Origin of the sequence: Cryobacterium algoricola (assembly GCF_004402485.1) — a bacterium.
Lineage (GTDB): Bacteria > Actinomycetota > Actinomycetes > Actinomycetales > Microbacteriaceae > Cryobacterium > Cryobacterium algoricola.
Map to the genome: position 1 here is coordinate 269332 of NZ_SOFG01000009.1, position 20107 is coordinate 289438.

18 protein-coding genes are annotated in these 20107 nt (G+C 63.6%); 7 read left to right on the forward strand and 11 right to left on the reverse strand.

From position 1 onward, the window contains the following. Window positions 1-47: 47 nt before the first annotated feature. Together E3O44_RS06535 and E3O44_RS19950 are read right to left on the reverse strand one after the other, a co-directional pair. Window positions 48-641, reverse strand: a complete 594-nt coding sequence (locus E3O44_RS06535; RefSeq protein WP_338144726.1) for a DUF305 domain-containing protein — start codon at window positions 639-641, stop codon at window positions 48-50. 154 nt (window positions 642-795) lie between these two features. Continuing rightward, entirely contained in the window at window positions 796-1500 is a 705-nt protein-coding gene (locus tag E3O44_RS19950) for a DUF6153 family protein (protein ID WP_420897915.1), read from the reverse strand. Between E3O44_RS19950 and E3O44_RS06540 the strand changes: the two genes are divergently transcribed. Continuing rightward, window positions 1491-3584, forward strand: a complete 2094-nt coding sequence (locus E3O44_RS06540) for a copper-translocating P-type ATPase (protein ID WP_134533677.1) — start codon at window positions 1491-1493, stop codon at window positions 3582-3584. The two genes, E3O44_RS19950 and E3O44_RS06540, sit on opposite strands and share 10 nt — an antisense overlap. A 6-nt stretch (window positions 3585-3590) precedes the next feature. On the opposite strand, the gene E3O44_RS06545 is transcribed toward E3O44_RS06540, so the two are convergent. Together E3O44_RS06545 and E3O44_RS06550 are read right to left on the reverse strand one after the other, a co-directional pair. Further along, window positions 3591-4955, reverse strand: a complete 1365-nt coding sequence (locus E3O44_RS06545) for a sensor histidine kinase (RefSeq protein WP_134533679.1) — start codon at window positions 4953-4955, stop codon at window positions 3591-3593. Further along, on the reverse strand, window positions 4952-5641 hold the full coding sequence (locus E3O44_RS06550) for a response regulator transcription factor (protein ID WP_134533681.1): 690 nt from the start codon (window positions 5639-5641) through the stop codon (window positions 4952-4954). The genes E3O44_RS06545 and E3O44_RS06550 overlap by 4 nt, the downstream gene beginning before the upstream one ends. 147 nt (window positions 5642-5788) lie before the next feature. Between E3O44_RS06550 and E3O44_RS06555 the strand changes: the two genes are divergently transcribed. Both E3O44_RS06555 and E3O44_RS06560 read left to right on the forward strand, forming a co-directional pair. Further along, window positions 5789-6388 (forward strand): sulfocyanin-like copper-binding protein, encoded by a 600-nt coding sequence (locus tag E3O44_RS06555; RefSeq protein ID WP_134533683.1) that lies wholly within the window; start codon window positions 5789-5791, stop codon window positions 6386-6388. A 69-nt stretch (window positions 6389-6457) separates the two neighbouring features. Continuing rightward, entirely contained in the window at window positions 6458-6757 is a 300-nt protein-coding gene (locus E3O44_RS06560) for an SHOCT domain-containing protein (RefSeq protein ID WP_134533685.1), read from the forward strand. Window positions 6758-7385: 628 nt separating this feature from the next. Here the strand turns inward: E3O44_RS06560 and E3O44_RS19170 are convergent. Beyond that, a complete protein-coding gene (locus tag E3O44_RS19170; protein ID WP_166792568.1) occupies window positions 7386-7562 on the reverse strand; it encodes a hypothetical protein in 177 nt (58 codons plus the stop codon). Window positions 7563-8136: 574 nt separating this feature from the next. Beyond that, window positions 8137-9429 carry a DUF2252 domain-containing protein gene (locus E3O44_RS06565; protein ID WP_198415879.1) on the reverse strand — a complete coding sequence of 431 codons (1293 nt, stop codon included), beginning with the start codon at window positions 9427-9429 and terminating at the stop codon, window positions 8137-8139. A 710-nt stretch (window positions 9430-10139) separates the two neighbouring features. On the opposite strand from E3O44_RS06565, the gene E3O44_RS06570 reads away from it, so the two are divergent. Further along, complete coding sequence (locus E3O44_RS06570) at window positions 10140-11180, forward strand: GGDEF domain-containing protein (RefSeq protein WP_134533689.1); 1041 nt, start codon at window positions 10140-10142, stop codon at window positions 11178-11180. Window positions 11181-11597: 417 nt separating this feature from the next. Here E3O44_RS06570 and E3O44_RS06575 read toward each other — a convergent pair whose 3' ends face one another. Beyond that, window positions 11598-12092, reverse strand: a complete 495-nt coding sequence (locus tag E3O44_RS06575; RefSeq protein ID WP_241976107.1) for a TetR/AcrR family transcriptional regulator — start codon at window positions 12090-12092, stop codon at window positions 11598-11600. Window positions 12093-12230: 138 nt separating this feature from the next. On the opposite strand from E3O44_RS06575, the gene E3O44_RS06580 reads away from it, so the two are divergent. Continuing rightward, the gene (locus E3O44_RS06580) at window positions 12231-13154 is read left to right on the forward strand and encodes a ketopantoate reductase family protein (protein ID WP_134533693.1); all 924 of its coding nucleotides are present in this window, start codon (window positions 12231-12233) and stop codon (window positions 13152-13154) included. An 18-nt stretch (window positions 13155-13172) separates the two neighbouring features. After that, window positions 13173-13733 (forward strand): MMPL family transporter, encoded by a 561-nt coding sequence (locus tag E3O44_RS06585; protein ID WP_134533695.1) that lies wholly within the window; start codon window positions 13173-13175, stop codon window positions 13731-13733. Between the two features lie 135 nt (window positions 13734-13868). Here the strand turns inward: E3O44_RS06585 and E3O44_RS06590 are convergent, their stop codons facing one another. The 4 genes from E3O44_RS06590 to E3O44_RS06605 all read right to left on the reverse strand — a co-directional run bounded on the left by E3O44_RS06590 (window position 13869) and on the right by E3O44_RS06605 (window position 17820). Then, on the reverse strand, window positions 13869-15281 hold the full coding sequence (locus tag E3O44_RS06590; protein WP_134533697.1) for an MFS transporter: 1413 nt from the start codon (window positions 15279-15281) through the stop codon (window positions 13869-13871). Between the two features lie 7 nt (window positions 15282-15288). Next, window positions 15289-16122: an alpha/beta hydrolase gene (locus E3O44_RS06595; RefSeq protein ID WP_134533699.1), complete on the reverse strand. Its 834-nt coding sequence runs from the start codon at window positions 16120-16122 to the stop codon at window positions 15289-15291. A 29-nt stretch (window positions 16123-16151) separates the two neighbouring features. Beyond that, window positions 16152-16946: an SDR family NAD(P)-dependent oxidoreductase gene (locus tag E3O44_RS06600; RefSeq protein ID WP_134533701.1), complete on the reverse strand. Its 795-nt coding sequence runs from the start codon at window positions 16944-16946 to the stop codon at window positions 16152-16154. A gap of 61 nt (window positions 16947-17007) precedes the next feature. Continuing rightward, window positions 17008-17820: a helix-turn-helix domain-containing protein gene (locus tag E3O44_RS06605; RefSeq protein ID WP_134533703.1), complete on the reverse strand. Its 813-nt coding sequence runs from the start codon at window positions 17818-17820 to the stop codon at window positions 17008-17010. 467 nt (window positions 17821-18287) lie between these two features. Between E3O44_RS06605 and E3O44_RS06615 the strand changes: the two genes are divergently transcribed. Next, window positions 18288-19883 carry a serine hydrolase domain-containing protein gene (locus E3O44_RS06615; protein WP_166792569.1) on the forward strand — a complete coding sequence of 532 codons (1596 nt, stop codon included), beginning with the start codon at window positions 18288-18290 and terminating at the stop codon, window positions 19881-19883. Window positions 19884-20107 lie beyond the last annotated feature (224 nt).

Consider the following 20107-nt stretch of genomic DNA (forward strand, 5'->3'; position numbering starts at 1 on the left):
GGGGCCGCGGAGCGCCGATGACGCTCCGCGGCCTGTCAACGGGCCGGTTACAGGGTGGCGAGGATGTCCTGCATCTGCTTGATCTGCGCCGTTTGGTCGGCGATGATCTTCGTCGCGAGGGCCTGTGCGTCCGGGTTCTGCCCGTCCTTGAGTTCGACGTGGGCCATGTCGATGGCGCCCTGGTGGTGCTGGATCATCTGCTGGAGGAAGAGCTTGTCGGCGGCCGGGCCGGTCGCAGCGTCCAGCGCGGCCATGTCCCCATCGGTCATGGAACCGGAGCTCATGTCCATTCCGGGCATGTTCGTGGAGGTCGCACCCCACGCTGTGACCCAGGAACTCATCATCGTGATCTCCGGCCCTTGGGCCGCCTTGATCTGCTCGGCAAGAGCGGTAACGCGTGGATCGACCCCGGTCTTGTCGAGCATGGTTTGGGCCATCGTGATCGCCTGCTGGTGGTGGTCGACCATCGGCATGGCGAACGAGACGTCGGCATCGTTGAACACTGCTGTCGATGCGGCGGGGGCGGAGGATGCGGATGCGCTGGCGCCGCCGGCCGTGGTGGCGCCGGCCGAGCAGGCGGACAAGGCAATGGCTGCGGCTAGTGCGGTGGCGGTGAGAAGGGGAATGCGAAGGGAAATCAAGGGGAGTCCAATCTGTCAAACAAGGGGTTGTGATTGTCGTCTGCGGAAGAAGATCCGGAGACGGCGAGCGTGCTCGCGGGTGAAGCGAGACACGGAAATCGCTGGAACGGCGAGAGTCCGCCGCACCACGGGGAGGCTCACAGCCGGTTGTTGATCAGACGCGGCTAATCGACAGGGCCGTCAGCGAGGGCGGTCGTTGTGGAGGGAGGCGCAGCGAGAGAGGGGGTGCTGCGCGCACGGCGGTGCGCTGGAGAACGAGGGTAATCGCGTGCTGGGCGACAGGATTCGGGGAGTGCGCGATGAGTCCGGCAGCACACGCGGACCCTGCCATGAGGCAATCGACGGCACACATGCCGAGACAAGTCGACGGCAGGTGAGACGTTCCTGACGCAGATGCACTGGAAATCGAGGCGAACGGCAGTTCGAATTCCGACCCCCCTGCACTGAGGACTGAAATGTTCGACTGCGCGTGAGACCTGGCGTGGGAATGCGGCGAGGCTTCGGATTCTGCCGCCGTCCCTGCATGCATCGCTACCAATCCGAAAACGATGGCTGCAAGAGAGAGGATTCCGACGAGCGAACGACGCAGTTGCGCGGCGGCTGTGAACGCGCGACTGCACGGCTGAGCTTCCACCACGGCGTTCCCTTTCTTCCCCTGCCGTCCGCAGGCGGCAATGCTCACACTGTAGTCAACGGATGCTCCGCGCGGTCTGAGAGGGCCGACCTTGTTCGACGACGAACAGCCGGAGGTCGCCATCCTCTTATACCTAGGGGGGGTATAAGCTGATGATGTAGGCATCGAGAAACACAGTGTCGAGCACCAGCAATTTCCTCGAGAGGATCGTTCATATGAGCCCATCGACTGAGACCAGGATCATGCATGAGCATGCGGCAGCCACGACCACGACGAGGCAAGACGCCATGGGGCACGGCGGCGGCGGCCATGGCGCCATGACAATGGGGACCATGATCCGGGATATGCGCAACCGGTTCCTGGTGGCCGCGATCCTGTCCGTTCCAATCACTCTTATATCGCCGATCGGCCGCGAAGTTATTGGGTTCACGCTTCCGGCACCCTTTGGGCTCCGTGACGACATAGCGGCCCTGATCCTGTCACTGCCGGTGATCTTCTACTCCGCATGGATCTTCTTCGACGGCGCCTACCGGGCGCTGCGGGCGAGAACGCTCGACATGATGGTGCTTGTGGCCGTCGGCGTCGGAGCGGGCTGGCTCTATAGCGTCGTCGTCACCCTGACCGGAGGGGGCGACGTCTTCTATGAGGCTGCCACCGTGCTGGCCAGTTTTGTGTTGCTCGGGCACTGGGTCGAGATGCGCGCGCGGGGCGGCACGAATGACGCCGTCCGTACCCTGCTCGAGCTTGCCCCTTCTCAGGCCTTCGTGATCCGGGACGGCGAACCCGTGGAAATTCCCACGGCAGACGTTGTTCCAGGCGACCTGATGCTCGTGCGCCCGGGATCCAAGGTCCCCAGCGACGGCACGGTCGAGTCCGGTGATTCGGATATCGATGAGTCCATGGTCACGGGGGAGAGTCTTCCCGTGGCCAAGACGGCCGGTTCCACGGTGATCGGCGCGACCGTGAACACCACGGGCACCCTCCGGGTCCGGGCGACAAAGGTGGGCGCGGACACCGCACTGGCCCAGATCGTCGCGCTTGTGCAGGAGGCGCAGAATTCCAAGGCTCCCGGGCAGCGATTGGCCGACCGGGCGGCGTTCTGGCTGGTACTGGTGGCGCTGATCGGCGGAATCGTGACCCTGGCAGTGTGGCTGCTGGCGGGCGCAACCGTGCCGGCGGCGATGCTGTTCGCGATCACCGTTGTCGTCATCACGTGCCCGGATGCGCTCGGGCTGGCGACCCCGACGGCGATCATGGTCGGGACGGGACTGGGCGCCAAGCGCGGCGTCTTGTTCAAGACCGCGACGGCGCTCGAAACGGCCGCACGGATCGACACCGTCGTGATGGACAAGACCGGCACCCTCACCCAGGGCAAGCCGGAAGTCACTGACTTCGTCGCAATCGGCATGGACGAAGACGAGCTGCTCGGACTCGTTGCCGCTGTGGAGCGCGAGTCGGAACATCCGCTTGCCGCTGCGGTGGTCAGCTTCGCCGCTGGTCGGGGTGTGACCGTAGGCGACGCCGTCGACTTCGACAACGTACCCGGGCACGGGGCCGGCGCCACCGTGAGCGGGCACCGCGTGCTGGTCGGCAACCGCAAATTAATGCTCGCCCAAGGCGTCGATATCCAACCGGCGACCGCGCAGCGTGAGGCCCTGGCGTCGACCGGGCGCACCGCGGTCCTGCTGGCCGTGGACGGTAAGGTGGCCGGAGTCGTGGCTTTGGCAGATGCTGTGCGCCCGACTGCGGCGGCAGCCGTCGCGGCCATGCATGACGCGGGAATCCAGGTCGTCATGCTTACCGGAGACAACGAAGCCACCGCCGCACGCATTGCCTCCCAGCTCGGGATCGATACCGTGATCGCGGAGGTCCTACCCGAAGATAAGTCCGCGAAGATCACGGAGCTCCAGGTTGCAGGCAAGAGGGTGGCCATGGTCGGCGACGGTGTCAATGACGCCCCGGCGCTGGCACGGGCCGATCTGGGGATCGCCATCGGGGCAGGCACCGACGTCGCCATCGAGACGGCGGACGTCGTGCTGATGCGGTCAGATCCGTTGGACGTCCCGGTCGCGCTGCGCATCGGAAAGGGAACCGTTCGGAAGATGCGGCAGAACCTCGGCTGGGCGATCGGGTACAACGCCATCGCCCTGCCGATCGCGGCTGGCGTTTTCTTCCCCGCCTTCGGAATCCGGCTCAGCCCCGAGATCGCGGCGCTCTCGATGTCCGGCTCCAGTGTGATCGTCGCCGTCAACGCGCTGATGCTGAAGCGCCTTCGCCTGCCACGAGACATCGAGGTCACACGCGACTGACCGGAGTCAGAGCGGTCGGGCCGTTCCTGGCAGCCGAATGGTGATCGTCGTCCCCGTTCCCGGCACGGATGTCGCATCGACGGTGCCACCGTGTCCGGTGACGAGTTCGCGGACCAGGGCGAGGCCGATACCCGACCCGGACACGTGTGCCGAGTCCCGACCGCGCCAGAGCCGGTCGAAGATGCGCGGGAGCTCGTCGGCGGCGATGCCGGGGCCGGTATCGCCGACAGCCAGTACCGCCCGGCCGTCGTCGATCGCCACGGCTACGGTCACGCAATCGCCCGGCCGGCAGTACCGGGCGGTGTTGGCAAGAAGGTTGCCGACGGCCTGGTGCAACCGGTCGGCGTCTGCACGCACCCAGGCCGAACCGGACGGCTCCGGGGTGACAGTGAGGCCGGCAGCCCGCAGCCGCGGCTCCCATTCGGCCAGAGCGTCGCGGGCGACTTGGGCGAGGTCGACGGTGGCCAGGTGCAGTGAGAGTCCTGCCGTCTCGACGGCCGACAGTTCGGCCAGGTCCGCGACGATGCGTCCCAGCCGAAGCGACTGGTCATGCAGCCCCGCGAGGCTTTCGGGTGTCGGCTCCACGAGGCCGTCGCGCAGTTCTTCGAGCCCGGCCTGCAGGGCCGCGAGCGGAGTGCGCAACTCATGGGCCACATCCGCGGTGAGAGTGCGCCGATCACGATCGGAGCGGACGACCGCGTCGGCCATGCCATTGAACGCGGAGGCCAGCTCGCCGAGCTCACCCGGAGCCGGCCCGGTGGCCCGAGCCTGCCGGTCACCGGTCGTGAACGACCGGGCGGCATCCGTCATGGCCCGGATCGGGCGCACGAGCAGCCGAGTGGCAAACCAGCTCGCGCCGAGCGCGATCACGAGGGCGACGACGGCGGCGACGGCGATCCATGACCAGGTGACGTCGAACACGGTAGTCCCGGCCATCATGAAGAACGTCATCCGAACCGTGCCGACCTGGGCGCCGTCGACCATGACCGGTGCCGAGGCCACGGTCTGGCCCATCGCCGACCCCATCCCCAGGCCCTGCCCGTCGGCGCTGCCGCCCATCATTCCACCGCTCGACTGGATCGGCGTACCCGTCATGTCCACCACCGTAAGACCGGCGGATGCGGCATCACCGATTGCGCGGGTGCGGCCCAGGTCCGCTGTCGCCCAGTCTCCGGCCGATAGATAAGCATCGGCGGCTGCTGCGGCCGCGGAGTCCGCGATCTGCTGGCGGTCGGCCTGCTGCGTGACGTGCACGCCCCGATCCACGCCGACCAGGGCGGCGACGCTGAGTACGAGCACCGACGACACGGCCACGAGCGCGAACGCGAGCAGGAGCCGGCGTCCCAGCGAGCCGAGGCCCAGGACCCTCATGACGGCTCATCCTGACGGAGCGCAAGACGATAGCCGACGCCGAGGACCGTCTCGATGATATCGGCGCCGCCCGGCCCGAGCTTGTGGCGGAGGTTCTTGATGTGCGAGTCAATGGTTCGCTCATACCCGGCGTATTCGTAGCCGCGCACCCCGTTCACCAGCTCATACCGCGAGTACACCCGCCCAGGAGCGGTCGAGACCGCCGCGAGGAGTCCCCATTCGGTGGGAGTCAGGTCGAGCGCGGTGCCGTCGAGCCACGCCTGGTGGGCACTGTCATCGATTCGCAATCGCCGGCCGCCGAAGCTCGTCGGTCCCGTCGTGGTCGTCGAACCGCCGTACCGATGTAACACGGCCTGCACGCGCAGCACGACCTCGTGGGGGCTGAACGGCTTCGTCACATAGTCGTCGGCGCCGAGGTCCAGCCCCTGGATGCGGTCCTCCGTTGTGCTGCGCGCCGTGAGAACGATCACCGGAAGGGTGCCGAGAGTGTGGATTTCCCGGAGGATGTCGGTTCCGTCGATATCGGGAAGGCCCAGATCGAGGAGCACCAGCTCGCACGCGGACAGGAGGCGCAGTGCCTCCGCACCGGACATGGCCGTGAGCACCGCGAATCCGGCTCGTTCGAGGTAACGGCGGAGGATGTCGCGGATGTCACGCTCGTCCTCGACGACCAGCACGGTGGGCATACCTCACCCTAACGCCCGTGTTTCAGGCAAGACTCTGTCCCCGCAAACCTCCACACCATCTCCACACGCACGCCAGCCCATCTGCACACCGGACACGCAGAGTGGGGAACATCAGCCCACTCGCTGACTCGATGGAGGAGAAACACCATGCGCAGGAGCACACTCATCGTCACTGGGATCGCCGGCGCGGTCGCGACGATTATCGGTCTCACCGGGCTGTCCGTCGGTGCCGTGAGTGCCATGAACGGCAGCGTTCCAGATTTCGGTTCGGCGACCGGACCGTCGTGCACAACACCACAGCTTGGCGGCACCGTCGTGAACGTGTCGCTGCGGAACATGGGCGGTTCCATGATGGGGGGCGACAACGGGATGATGGGCGGCATCACCGGGTACGGAATGATGCCCCGCGGGGCCATGAGCCTCAGCCTGGACCGGTCGAGCGTCAGTTCAGGAGCCGTCTCCTTCCTCGCCACCAACGACGGCAGCATCAGCCACGAGCTCGTCATCCTTCCGCTCGCGGCTTCGCAGGTCGCGGGAAGCCGGTCGGTCTCCGGTGGGAGCAAAGTCGACGAAACCGCCAGCCTCGGCGAGGCCTCCGCCACGTGCAACGCCGGTGAAGGTACCGGTATCGCCGCGGGCAGCGCCGGCTGGGTGACCCTCGACCTCGCACCTGGACGCTACGAAGTCGTCTGCAACCTCCCGGGTCACTACGCCGCCGGAATGTATCGGGAACTGACCGTGACCTGACAGCGACGGGTCCAGCAGGATCCCCAGCACTTCCCAAGCAATCGAAACCAACCAAACGAAGGAGACAAAATGATGTGGGGCAACGGAATGAACATGGTGTGGGGTTGGCCGTTTGGAATCCTGGTCATCGCTGGCATAGTGCTACTGATCATTTGGGCAGTCCGATCTGCTGGCGCCTCGGCACAGGGCAACGATCAGCAGGTGGCACCATTATCCCCCGCAGGAGTGGTGCAGCCGAGCAAGGCTCGTCAGATTCTGGACGAGCGCTTCGCCGCCGGCCACGTGACCGCAGAACAATATCGCGCACAACTGAAGGTGCTCGGCATTCCGTCGGGCGGAGTTGACGACGGCAATAGTAGGGAGAGCTAAACAAAATCAGGCCACGCCCCTCGGTGGGCATTCAGACGGCTGCATATTGTCGCGCCGCCGAGTGGTCTACGCCAGCGAACTGGCCGACTGCGACGATCTTGACGCTGGGGGATCCGAGGCCCCCGACCTACGGTGAAAGCGTTGTTGACGACTTGATGCGCTCACGTCTATTCACCGTTTATTGACTCCAGATCGGCCCAGACCAATCGAGACCTGGCGATAAATGAAACCCAGCAAGAACAAGAAACCCTGATCGAAACGACAACAATCTATATTGCTCCAGTCGATCGCGAACGCGAGTATCACTCCGACCGGATCCGTCGGTCCCGGGTTCAAGTCCCGGCCGCCCTACTGAAGAGTGTCTTTTGACCAAGATTTTTAGTTTGGTCGTTTCTCACGAGACTTGAGTAAATAGTGAAGAGGACTCGACTCGGCGTCTCGCAGGGGAAGGAGAACAACCGTCTGACCACCACTTAATGTGTCTCGGTTGGAGGGGACGAGCCCGGTACTGCGAACGGTCATGGGTTCAAGTGAGGTGTGGCCTCGAAAATGCGCTCTGATCTGTACGTTTCTAGAGCTCTGGCCTGTGGCACTAGATGCCGCTCACTTTTATCCACCCCTTATTCGCCTACATTGCGCGCAGTATCGAGAAGATCGGCGCCTTCACCCTGTGGAATGACGGGTCGGATATCCCGGTCTTCGCCTGGCGTCTCACGCCCGGCGATACCCGGAACTGGAACCCGCCGGTCGCCACGGCGACGATGCCGAGCAGGAGCAGACCGGCGCCGATGAGTGACAGGACCATGGATCGGAGTGTATCGGTGGGCGGCTCATACCCCGCCATCCGACGCCGGTCGCGGACCGCGTGACACCGGATCAGTTTCTTTGCTTGGGGACGAGAGTGACCTCTCATTCGAGGGCAACGTTTCTCCGTGACTGCGGGCGGATTGAAATCCGCGAAGTCGGTGGGCTCTGAACGAGCGGATGCATATATAAGTGTCAACGGTTTCCCGACAGATGAGAGGCGCCGTAGAGGTTTTATGTCTCAGGACATCGGTGACAGTTCTGCACCAATAAGTGGGTGACCATTCGGCCGTGTTTGGTGGTGATGCTTCTCCCGTATTCACATTGCCCGATGCGGAAATGGATAGGGTGCTCGGAGTCTCTGCGATTCGCCTCTTCCTTCGTGTCCTCGGCCAGCCGGTTCGGACTTGATCACGGCCGCCTGGATTGAGGGTAGAGAACCGCGGAACGGTCCTGCTGATGTCACCTATGTCCTGATACATCATCCAGTCGGAGAACGATCTCACGAGACTTCCGAGACATCGACGTTCCCCACGGTCAGACAACGCAACCCGGGCATTTCACTGATACCTGGGTCAGGGGGAGCTTGGACGGTGGTCGGTCGGCTGTTCTCCGGAGCGGACGGTTGCGGCAGTGAATGCGTCGAAATCCTTTTCGTTCTGGTCCGCATACGCTTCGGCGAAAGCGGCAAGGGCTTTGTCGAAGGATCTTCCGGATCCCATGTAGGACGCAATCGCCACGGGGTTGCCCGTGCGTGCATGTGCGCGGGCGAGCGTCCAGGCGCACAGGCGGCCATGGGTGGTGAGACCCGGCGCAGCGAACGACGCCAGGTCGGAAGAGGTCTTCCAATCCCAGAGTTGACGAACGTAGAAGTCCCGCTCCACGCCGTCGAGCCCCTTCGTGCGCAGCCAGCCGAGCAGCACGTCACTGGTCGCCTGGATCAACCGTTGGCCCTCAACGACACGTTCGCCGTGGTTTTCGTAAGGGCTCGGTTCAAGGACGGGCTCCAACACCGATTTCTCGGCCTGCTTGAGCTGCAGCACGAGCGGGTCACCGTGCTCCTTGCCCAGAAACAAGACGATCCAACTCAGAGTCCCAACGCTGCCGACGCCCACAACCTTGCGGGCGATGTCTTCGAACTCGTAGCGGTCGAAAAGAATCTGCCGGTCGGGCGAGAGCGTGAGCCGGTAGTTCGCGAGTGCCTCGCGAATCCCGTCCTCCAACTGGTGCGCTTCAACGTCCGGGAGTAACTGGTCGAGTGGGACGATCAGGGGCGGATCATTGAGTATCCGCACCCGCCCGTCAACGATGTGTGTCAATTTCCGGGCGGCCCTCGCGCTGTCCTTGCCCTCCGCGTGCTCGATGACGCGTTCTGTTTCCTTCAGGGCCGCGTCGCCCAGCTCCCGTTGGATTTCCGGGAGCAGCGACGCGACGTCATAGGATGCGGACCAGATTTGAAGGGGGGTCATGTCGGCGAAGGATGTCATGGCCTGCCGGTACGCACTGGCTGCTTCGAGGACTGCGGTTCTCCGTTCCTCGGGGGAGAAGCCCCGATCGCGCGCGGCGACCTCAACGCTCGTCACGAACCTTTTGACGTCCCACTCCCAGGGACCGGCGAGCGTCTCGTCGAAGTCGTTGAGATCAAAGACCAGCCTTCGCTCGGGCGATGCGAAGGCGCCGAAATTCGCGATGTGCGCATCCCCGCACAGTTGCACTTTCAGTCCCGTCGAGGGTGAGTTCAGCAGATCCGTGGCCATGATGGCTGCCGCGCCTCGGAAGAACGCGAACGCGGATGCGGACATTCGCTCGTGGCGGATGGGGATGAGTTCGGCAACCCGCGTGTGCTCCTGTGCGCGGAGGATCTCCATCGGGTCGGTCCGTGTAGCGAGAGCCCGCCATTCTCCATGTCGAGAGCGAGGGGTGCTAGTACGCAAATGCCGTCCGACCACAGCACCGGGTGGCAACTGGCCGGGATGTTCCTGCGCAGCTTTCATCTCGCCCTCCGCTTGCCGATCGTCCCGGTTCGCTCGACAATCTAAGGGGCGTTGAGCTCTAATTCAAGGGGCGATCCGCCGTAGGAGCGGGTCGCGAACAGGCACACATCAAGTCGGCTGAAGCAGTGGGCGAATCATGCCAGCCGATGCCTTCCGACCAACCGACAGCTCACACGGGCCGCTCGGGCGCAACGCTCTGCCGTGAAGAGTGTCTGACGCCCGGGACCTGAACCTGGACTCTCTGATTGGCCGATGCCAGCATCTGGGCCGGAGGTAACTCGGCTGTCAGCGCGTTGGCAATCCCGTATTCTAAAAGAGCGAGGCACTCAGAATTCTGTGTTTCATGAAGGCGGAACACCAGATGGGAACACTCACGCACATCAAAGACCGCTACAGGGAACTTGGGCAACTGGAAGTCGACATAATTCAAGTGTTTCGCGTGAGCCTGGTATCGAAGCCGCATTTGCGAGATGCTCCAGCCGATGCAGATCGGTCGTCCACTTCGGCGAGTCTCCGTTGGATGACAGTCTGGATGCCGAGTGTCGAGTGCGTATTGCCGAGCGCACCGGTGGCAATGATGGGCGATGATGACCGTCGCTAAGAGCAAAATGGCCCCTCCAATCAGCGGAGCATTCCTGAGTCCGCCGGAGGAACTGAGATTCGTGGGCTTCCAGTGGACGGCCCTCATGTTGTCGGCCCTCTTGGCGGTGTTGACGTCAATCTCGACCTTTGACCCTCCGTCTGTCCGGTGGTTCCTTTTCGCTGGCGCGGCCACGGGGGTGATTGTCGCATTGCGGGCGCGATACGCACAACGCGTGACGGTAATCGGCGGCGTAGCTGCGACTGCGATGGCGATCGGTCTCACCATCATCGTCGCCATCACCATTCAGCCCGCACCGATGGGCGTGATTATGTCTTTCGGCCTCCTCGGAATAGCAATTGCTTTGTGCACATTCGAGGACCCTATCCGGGCTTCGATAGAAAGCAGTATTTGTGCGATTGTCGGTTCGGTCATCATCGTTGCGCGGTCCTCGATCCCCTTCGCGGCGGTGTTCATTTTTGTGTCGTTGGTGGTGTTGGCGTCGTCTTCCGTCTTGTTTCTGCGTCACTCCCTTCGGGTGTCTCGGGACGAAGCCATCGCTCTGTCGCTGACTGATTCGCTCACAGGTGTTTCCAATCGCCGCGGGCTCGAAATCCGCTTTTCTGTTGTGACTGCCATGGCAGTGAGGACAGGTCAGCAACTCGGATGCCTGATGATCGACCTGGACCGATTCAAACTGATCAACGACGTCCACGGCCATGCCATCGGAGACGGCATATTGAAAGAATGTGCGGCCGTCATAAAAACTTGTTTGCGCCCCAGCGACGTGTGCGCGCGCATCGGAGGGGAAGAATTCGCGGTCTTTGCAATCGTCGATGGACCAGCCCAACTCGCCATCATCGCCGAACGCATCCGGGCGGCCATTGAAAATCAAGGCACGATACCGCCAGTCACAGCCAGTATCGGAGGCAGCTGTGGCGCGGTCGTGGAATCGGAAACTATTGATGCCCTGTTGCGAATTGCAGACATGGCGTTATGTGCAGCCAAGTCCGCCGGACGCAATATCGTTCGGCTCGGTTCATAGCAGAATGTCACGGCTGAACGCAGCAACCGGTGCCATTGACCAGCCGCAACTGTCAGATGCGTCAACAGTGGAAAAGGGCTGCGAGGATACTCCCTGTGGACGAACATGACGGAGCTACGTCCGCAATGTTCCTCCTTGACCAGCAGCCAACCGGACTCGTGGAAATTAGTGGCGCTTCAATCGCGAGCACAATGAAGCTAAAATTCCCCGTTGCCCATGAGTCTCAGCTTGGGCGTCTCAGCATCCTTTAGCTTTCATCGACGCTCCTGGTAGCCACTTCCATGCCTCGTGGAAGTGGCGCCCGTAGGCTTTGGCGCTGACCGTATCCGGTTCAAATCGGCTATCGAGACGACCAAAACGTGGACGAGCGAAGCTCGCTCGCGATCGATAGCACCCGCGTAAACGCGAAGAGAGTAGTCAGGGTGTTCGTAGTCCGGCGAGCAATAGCTCTACAGCTGCACGGGCTTCCGACGCCCAGAGCGGCCGGCCGGTTGCTGACGTGATGCCGTGCAGCACGATCATCACCGCACCGACGGTCACGTCGCTGCGGATGGCACCGTCGGCGGCGGCCTGAGTTAGCAGGTCCGCGACGGTGGCCTCGAGTTCGATTCCACCGTCGGCTAGCGCTGCGGGGTCGGCGACTGCTGCAAGGGCGCGGGCAAGGCCCGTGTGGGCAAGTACGTACTCGACGAACCCGCGCAGGAAGGCGTCGAGGTTCTCGCCGGCGGACCGAGTCGTGTCGCGGGCCCGGTCGCAGAGCGCGGTCACCTCACCCACGTACACGGCTGCAGCCAGGGCTTCTCGGGTGGGGAAGTGTCGATAGAGGGTCCCGACTCCCACGCCGGCACGCGCCGCGAAGTCATCGAAGCGTACCTGTTCGTTCTGGTCGAACACCTCACGGGCGGCTGTCACAATTGCATCCCGGTTGCGGCGCGCATCCGATCGGAGCGCTCGTACCTCAGCCACAATGCGACCTCTCATTGACAAGTGGAGATTGCCTCCATATATTGGTAAGTGGAGACAAGCTCCATCTTATCGAAGGAGCCCGTCATGCGCATTCTGATGTTTGGTCGCGGAGTGATTGCGACACTTTATGGTCGCGTGTTTCACGCCGCCGGCCACGACGTCGAGTTCTACGTGCGCCCGGGTCGCGCTGCCCAGCAGGGGAACGAGGTGCACCTGGACTGGATCGACGGCCGCCGCAAGCCGTTCGGCCGTCGGGCGCTCGAATCATTCCGAACTCGCCTGCGAGAATCGATCGATCCAAGCGACGGTTTCGATCTGATCGTGCTCAGCGTCGGGCACCATCGTCTCGCCGAGGCAGCCGCGTTTCTCGCTCCCCGCCTGGGTACAGCGACGGTGCTGGTGTTCGGCAATCTCTGGAAGGAACCGCTCGCCGCGGTCGCGCCACTCCCAGCTGATCGAGTCGTTTTCGGTTTCCCGCAAGCGGGAGGAGGTTTCGGGAAAGACGGAGTGCTGCTCGGCGCGATGTTGCCGTCCGTCATCATCGGCACGACGGACCCCATGCCGACGGCGCGGGAGCAGGACGTGGTCACGGCCTTCCAGCAGGCTGGACTCGCTGTTCGTCAGGAGAAGGACATGCGAGGCTGGCTGTGGCTCCACTTCATCGCCGATGCCGGCATGTTCGCCCAGGCCCTACGGAGCGGGTCGCTGGCGGACATGGTCGGAGACCGTCGAGCGTTCCACGCCGCGTTCTTGACCACTCGCGAACTGCTGCCCGTTCTCGAAGCTCGGGGTGTCGACCTCGGTCGGCATCGCAACGCCGTGCTGCCGTACCGGCTGCCCGGCCTGGTCGCTGCGTTGTCCGGATGGGCGACCGTGCTGATTCCGATCGCTCGACGGAGCCTCGCGGCGCACACGGATCCGCAGGCCACAGAGGCACTTGCTGTTCTCGAGGACACGCTGAGCGAAGCGCGCCAGCTGAAAATCCCGACCCCTCGCCTCGAGCGGTGACGTTCCGCAAACATCTCCATGGGCTGCTGCCCGATTATCCGTTGGCTACCGGTCGGCGATTGGTCGGCGCATCGGCGCGGCCCTCGAACATCCGCGGTCGCGTCCGCACTCGTTATTCCAGCTCGGAAAGAGGACGGGACACTCCCATGGCAACGCTTCTCCAACGCCTCGGAGGTTATCGGCGTCGTCGTAGCTGCCATGATGTTGTTCATCAGGCTCGGTTCGATGATCGCCGCTGGCTTGCCACTTATCGCGGCCATTGCCGGGGTCGGGGCCCTCGTAGTTTTGTCATTCTCCGGCGTCGTGGAACAGACAGAGACCACGCCGATCCTCGGTCTGATGCTCGGGCTCACCGTCGATATCGACTACTCGCTCTTCATCCGTTACCGCCATCGGCAGAAACTTCGCGCCTGGATACGGATGCGGCAGTCGATTGGACTCGCGACCGGGACTTCGGGCACGGCGGTACGGTTCGCCGGCATCACCGTGATCATCGTCCTCGCCGCCCTCAACAGCACGGGAATTGGCTTCCTAGGCCTGATGGGCACAGCGGGAAGTGCAGTTCGCTCCAAGATATGAACAGTCCTGCTGAATAGCCGCTGCACAGGTGCCAGTGTGCTTGTCCGCAGCACTAAATAAGAGGCTGACCTATCCGTTACTTGAGGTCCATGGAAACGACGGTGGCTTGCTGTGACTGATTGCATCGGTGACCGATCAGGGATTGGTATCCCCGGTGGCTACGAGCGCAGCTCCGGGAACCGGGCGGTCGCTGCACTGTGCCGCTTGTGATGCTTCAACGGCGCGGTGTGAGGTGTTACGGATACCGACGGCCGCGACAATTCCGCCGACAGCGAGGAGTCCCGCTGTTGTCAGTACGAGTCGGTGAAAGCCATCGATATCGAGCTGATTGCCAATGATTGGGCCGGCGATTGCTACGGCAATCAGGCCCGCAACGCGCGCGATCGCGTTATTTACGGCGGACCCGATGCCGCTTTGCGCTGAGGGCACAGCCCCGAGGACGGCAGCGGTCAGCGGCGCGACCGTGATGGTCAGCCCGAATCCGTACAGGACGATGCCTGGCAGGAGTTGCGTCCAGAAGTTGAATTGGACCGATGCGGTGAGCATACATGCGAAGCCGGACGCGGCAATGATGGGGCCGATAGCCATGAAAAAGCGCGGACCATAGCGGCCTGACAACGCTCCGAAAAGTCGCGCGAACAAAATGGACGCGACTGCCACGGGGAGTGTTGCAAGGCCCGCGATGGTGGCGGGCAGCTGAATAACTTCGAGAAGGAAGAGGGTGATAATCCATATTCCGAGGCCCACGGCGGCGTAGACGGCAGCTGTTGTGGCGTTCCCCGCGGCGAAGTTTCGAGCACGGAGCAGACTCAGAGGGAGCAGAGGGTTCGGGACTCGGCCTTGTCTGACGAGGAATGCGACTATGAGCGCGGCGCCCACGATGAGAGTCGACCACAAGAGTGGGCTCGCCCAGCCCAGTCGTGGTTGCTCGATGAGAGCGAAGACGATGCCCCCTAGTCCCAGAGCAACCAGCGCCGCTCCGATGATGTCGAGGCGACCCGGAACGGAAGGGGCCGGGTCACGCAGCGCACGCATCAGGGTCAGCGTCACGACGACGGGTAGGAGGTTGACGGCGAACACCCATCGCCACCCGATGTAGTCGACGAGCACTCCGCCGACGAGAGGACCGAGGACAAAGGCGACGCTGGTCCAGCCGGTCCAGGAGCCGATGGCTTTGGACCGGACCGGGCCGACATACGTGGAGTTGATGAGGGCGAGAGAACTGGGCACGAGAAGCGCACCGCCGGCGCCTTGTAGAAAGCGCGCAGCGATCAACCACCCGACACCTGGCGCGACCGCGCAGATCAGCGAGGCGAATCCGAATACGACGAGCCCGATGCGCAACGAACGCACCCGGCCGACACGGTCAGAGATCGCGCCGGCGAGCAGGATGAGTGCGCCCAGGGCGAGTAAATAGGCGTCCACGATCCATTGTTGACCAGCTAGGCCGCCGCCGAACTCGTCTTCGATTGAGGCCAGCGCGACGTTCACGATGGAGCCGTCAAGAAACGCGATGAATGACGCGAGGATCGCGACGACGAGGGGCATTGGTCACCTACAGTGTCGCGTTCTCCGTCTTGTCCGGGGCCGTGGGGGTCTGTCCCTGAGCGGCCAGCCAGGCCAGCACGTCGTCCGCGACATCCCTCCATCCACCATCGAGGGTGAGGGAATGGCCTTTGCCTTCATACTCGTGGTATTCCGTCACCGACGACGTGTTGTCGGCATACAGCTTCGCGACGGCCACGGTGACGGCCTTGGGCACCGTGTGGTCCTCCGTGCCGGACGTGAGGAGAAGCGGGCCGCGCACGGCGGTGTGCGTATCGACCGTGGCGGGCGAGTTGCGCACAAAGTTCGCGGTTGCGTCCTCGAACAGGGGACGGCCGGGGCCGGGGATCGTCCAGTCCGCGTGCAGCGCGTCGGACTCCTCGTCAGTGAGCACGTTGCCGAACGCGTACTTGAACTGCTTCTCGTTCAGGGCGACCGTGCGGGACTTGTTCGCCGGGTTGCCGAGCACGGGGAAGCCCGACTTCAGTTGGGCGAACGGCAGCACTTTCACGCCCTTGATCGGAGCGGGATCGATCGCAACAGCGGCCGCCACCAGGTCGTTCGCGAGCAACTCCTGGGCGATGAGGCCTCCGAAGGAGTGGCCGACCACGATCGGCTTCTCCTCTAACTGCGCGATGAGGTCGGCGTAGTGGTGGCAGATCTCGGCGATGCCCTGATTGTTGAGCCCGTCAGGGGTCGCTCGGGTTGCCTCGACCGAGTCGAGATCCCCGGGCCAGCCGGGCGCCGACGTCGCGTAGCCCCGCTCTTCGAATAGGTCCTGCCATGCCCTCCAGGCGGCGGAGTGGATCCAGAGTCCGTGGATGAAGACGACGTGCTTGACCATGCGTGCTCCTTTGTCGTGTCCGGGATGGATCAGAGTGTCTTTATGAGGCCGCCGTCGATGAGGAAATCGGCGCCCGTGACGTTTCCGGCGCGGCTGCTCGCGAGGATGAGAGCGAGATCCGCGACCTCGGACGGCTGGGTGAATCGTCCCGTCGAGAAGCCGCCTTGGCTGGCGACGACGCGGTCGCGCGCGGTGTCGAAGTCGACACCCATCGTTCGGGCGGCCGTTGCCGCGACGCCGTTCTCGCCGAGCCAGAGCTGGGTCGCGACGGGCCCGGGGCTGATGGTGTTGAAGCGGATGTTCTGCATGCCGAATTCCTTGGAGAGGGACTTCGAAAGGTTCCAGACCGCGGCTTTCGCGGCGGAGTAATCAATCACCGGTGGATCAGGCAGGAACGCGTTGACCGATCCGATTGTCACGACGTTGCCGCCGCCGCGCTCGAGGAGCAGGGGTATTGCGGCACGGGTCGTGCGCACGGCCGCCAAGAAGCTGAGGTTTAGGGTGTCGAGCCACTGCTCGTCGGTGATGGCCAGGAAGCCTTCGAAGCGGAAGGTGACTGCGCCGACGTTGTTCACCAGGATGTCGAGCCCGCCCAGCTCGGCTGATCGTGCGACGAGCCTGGAAGGCGCATCCGGGCTGGAGAGATCGACGCTCTCGAACAGCACCGCACCGGTGGCGACCAGCTCGTCAAGCTCGGGTGTCGACGACCGCGCACCGGCGACGACTCGCACTCCTTCGGCGACCAGTGCTTGGGTGACCGCGAGACCGATGCCCTTGCTTGCGCCCGTGACGACGGCGTTCTTCCCTGAGAGTCTCAGATCCATGGAGCTGACGATACGGTCATCGACCGCAGGGAGCGTGACCCGGCTGTGCCTAGTAGCGCCGCTACCTCCCTGGCACCAACGCCGCGAGGGCGCTCTCGGTGGGTGTGCCCGGCTCGGCGAAGTAGAGGAAAATCGAGTGGTCGTCGGCGCCGACCAGAGGGAGGTGGGCGTAGTGCAGTGAAAGGGCGCCCACCACGGGGTGAATCATCGAGTGGGTACCCTCGGTCATGCCCTCGATGTCGTACCGGTGCCAGAGCTCCCGGAACCGGTCGCTGTCGCGCATGAGATGGGTGATGAGCTCCTGGGTTCGCGCGTCGTCGGGATACAGGCCTGCCCGGGAGCGCAAGAGGGCAATCGAGCGCGCGCTCAGACCGTTCCAGTCCACGTGAAGGGCGCGCACGTCGGCATCGAGCAGCAGCACGGCGACGGAGTTGCGGCCGGTCTGATAGCCGCCGATCAAGGTGGACATGAGCGGGTTGGTCGCCACGATGTCGAAGCGGCGATCGAGGATCATCGCGGCCGTAGTCGGCCAGGAGCTGATGAGCCAACGGGCACGCTCGACGGCCGGCGGGGAGATCGGCGAGGTCGGCTTCGAGGTGATGCGCGCCAGTGCGTGCAGGTAGGAATTCGCCGTAGCGTCCAGCCTCAGAGCACGCGACAGCGAATCGAGTACCTGGTCGGTGGGGTGGGCCTCCTGGCCCTGTTCGAGCTTGACGTAGTACTCGGTGCTGATCCCCGCGATGGCCGCCACCTCAGAGCGTCGGAGCCCGGGCACTCGGCGAATACCTGCGCCTTCGGGGAGCGCGACGTCGGCAGGTCGCAGCAGTTCGCGGCGGGCTCGCAAATAATCGCCGAGCGGATGCGGACTGGGCATGCCGAATTCTATCGACACGCCCACGGCCACGGAAGAGTGAGGCGATCGTCTATCGGTGGCAGCTGTGGCGAGGTCGTCGACTCGGAAACGGTTGACGTATTGCTACGACTGGCAGACACCGCCATTCATCAGGCCAAGTCCGCGGGACGCAATCACGTGTACCTCGCTTCGTAGCAAGCTCAGAAGGCGGCGAACCCGATTGGGGACGAGCTGGATGATCACGAGCGACCGACTCCCCATCCAAGCGGCAACCAACATGATCGCGTTGAATATCATCCCCGTGGGGTGGCCACACGTAGCACCGAGATCATTGAACATCGCTGGCTCAAGCCCGGAACCGTTTACGTCAGCTCCGGCAATCCGGGAGGACGGCGACCGAACCATCTCAATGTCACTGATGTTCTGATGCACCAGCGGGGCGAGTTTCTCGCTGAATGCCGTCACGACACCGGGCTACAATCACGCGCATGCGAACGACTCGCGAGCGGCGCCGATCAGTTCCCTTGCGGGGCGGCTTGATGATCGCGGTCGCCCTGATCACGTCGCTCGCAGCGGGCACAACAGTGTCCGCTGGCGCCGCTGTACCATCGTCGCACGGGTGGGCAACGGCATCCGAGATCACTGCGCTTCTGGAAAAAGAGCGCGCCGATCTGAAGCTGTCGGGCCTCGCCGTGGTCGTGCTCTCGGGGGGATCGGTCCTATTCGAGGGGGCGTTCGGCGACGCGGCACCGGGCGGGCCCACCGTCACGCTCAACACACCGTTCGTGCTCGGGTCGACGTCGAAACAATTGACGGGACTCGCGATCCAACAACTCATTGCACAGGGCAAGCTGTCACTCCACGACACGGTCGGTACGCTGTTGCGCCATCTCGGCAGCGAAAGCAGCCCCTTCGCTGACGTGACGGTCGCAGAACTCCTCAGTCACACATCCGGGATCAGCACCGGCGCAGGTACGGCAGATGTGTTCGATCCAACGCCTGCGTTCGCCTCACTCGGAACCGAGACGCGCCATCTGTTGATGACCGCGCCGTCGTCGATGGCGGGCACGAGCTTCGAATACTCGAACGGCAACTACACTCTGCTCGGATCGATCATCGAGGAGATCACGGGGCAGACATTTGAGACCGCCCTACAGATACTCGTGGGTCGGCCCCTCGGGCTCGACGCGACCACGAGCGACCTCACAGCTGCCCAGGCGAACGGGCTAGCGTCGGGCCATTACACGTGGTTCGGGGTGATCGACTCGACAACGCCCGGCCCGCGCTGGCCGATGGGCGCACCATCTGCCTATACGAGCTCGACCGCGGCTGATCTCACTCGCCTGCTCAAGGCCGAGTTGGGTCGGCCATCCGGCATCGACTCCGCCGTGTTCGGGGCCGATCACGCACCGTTGGCCGCCGTCGATAAATACAGCAGGTATGCCAGCGGCTGGTACATGCGCTCGTTCTGGGAATTGCACGATGATGACGAAAACTTCGACGACCCGGCCCTCCCGCTGATCTATGAGCACGATGGCGACACCACCCGGGAAACCTCATACCTGGCGTTTTCTCCCGACCTTGGTTTGGGGGTTATTGTGCTGAGCAACACCGGGCTCGGCACCGACACGGCTCGATTCAGCGAATTCACGTACCGGCTCCTCCACACCATCGTCGGCACAACGGCTGCGCCTCATCTGGTTGATCCGGTCATCGCCGCGGCGCCCGTCATCATGATTGTGTTGCCCCTTCTCCAGCTGGCCGCTCTGATCCTTCTGACTGTCTCGTTCGTGCGCCGGCGCCTGGGCCGGATCGCCCGAGTGATACTGCGGGTCGTCGCCGCGCTCGTAACAGTGGTCACTGTGTTCGTCGCATTCGTTGCCGTACCGGAAAGGACAAACCAGTCCCTTTTCAATCGCGTGTGGTGGGCCGGGGTGCCGGATCTGGCGGTATCGACTGCGTCCAGCTTGGTGTTCGCGGCGGCGACCATTGTCTTCGGGGCGGTCGCGCTGATTCAGGCACAGCACAGGAGACGCAGCCTGTCTGTGAACGATCCCGCTGACAACGCATCCTCGAATCACTAAGGAAACGGCTGCGGCTTCGAATCCCCCTGCCGCACAGCTCAAGCGGAGTTAGACACCACACAGAGCGCGGAGAGATGCTACCCATGCTGCATCGATGGTCGGTCTCGGTCAGTCAGTCTCGGCGACCTCTGGATGAGCGGCAGAGTACCCAAGGTGACGACGGTACCCCTGGAGGTCGTCATGGTATCTTCATCCGACGAGCGCCATTGACACGGGCAGCATCA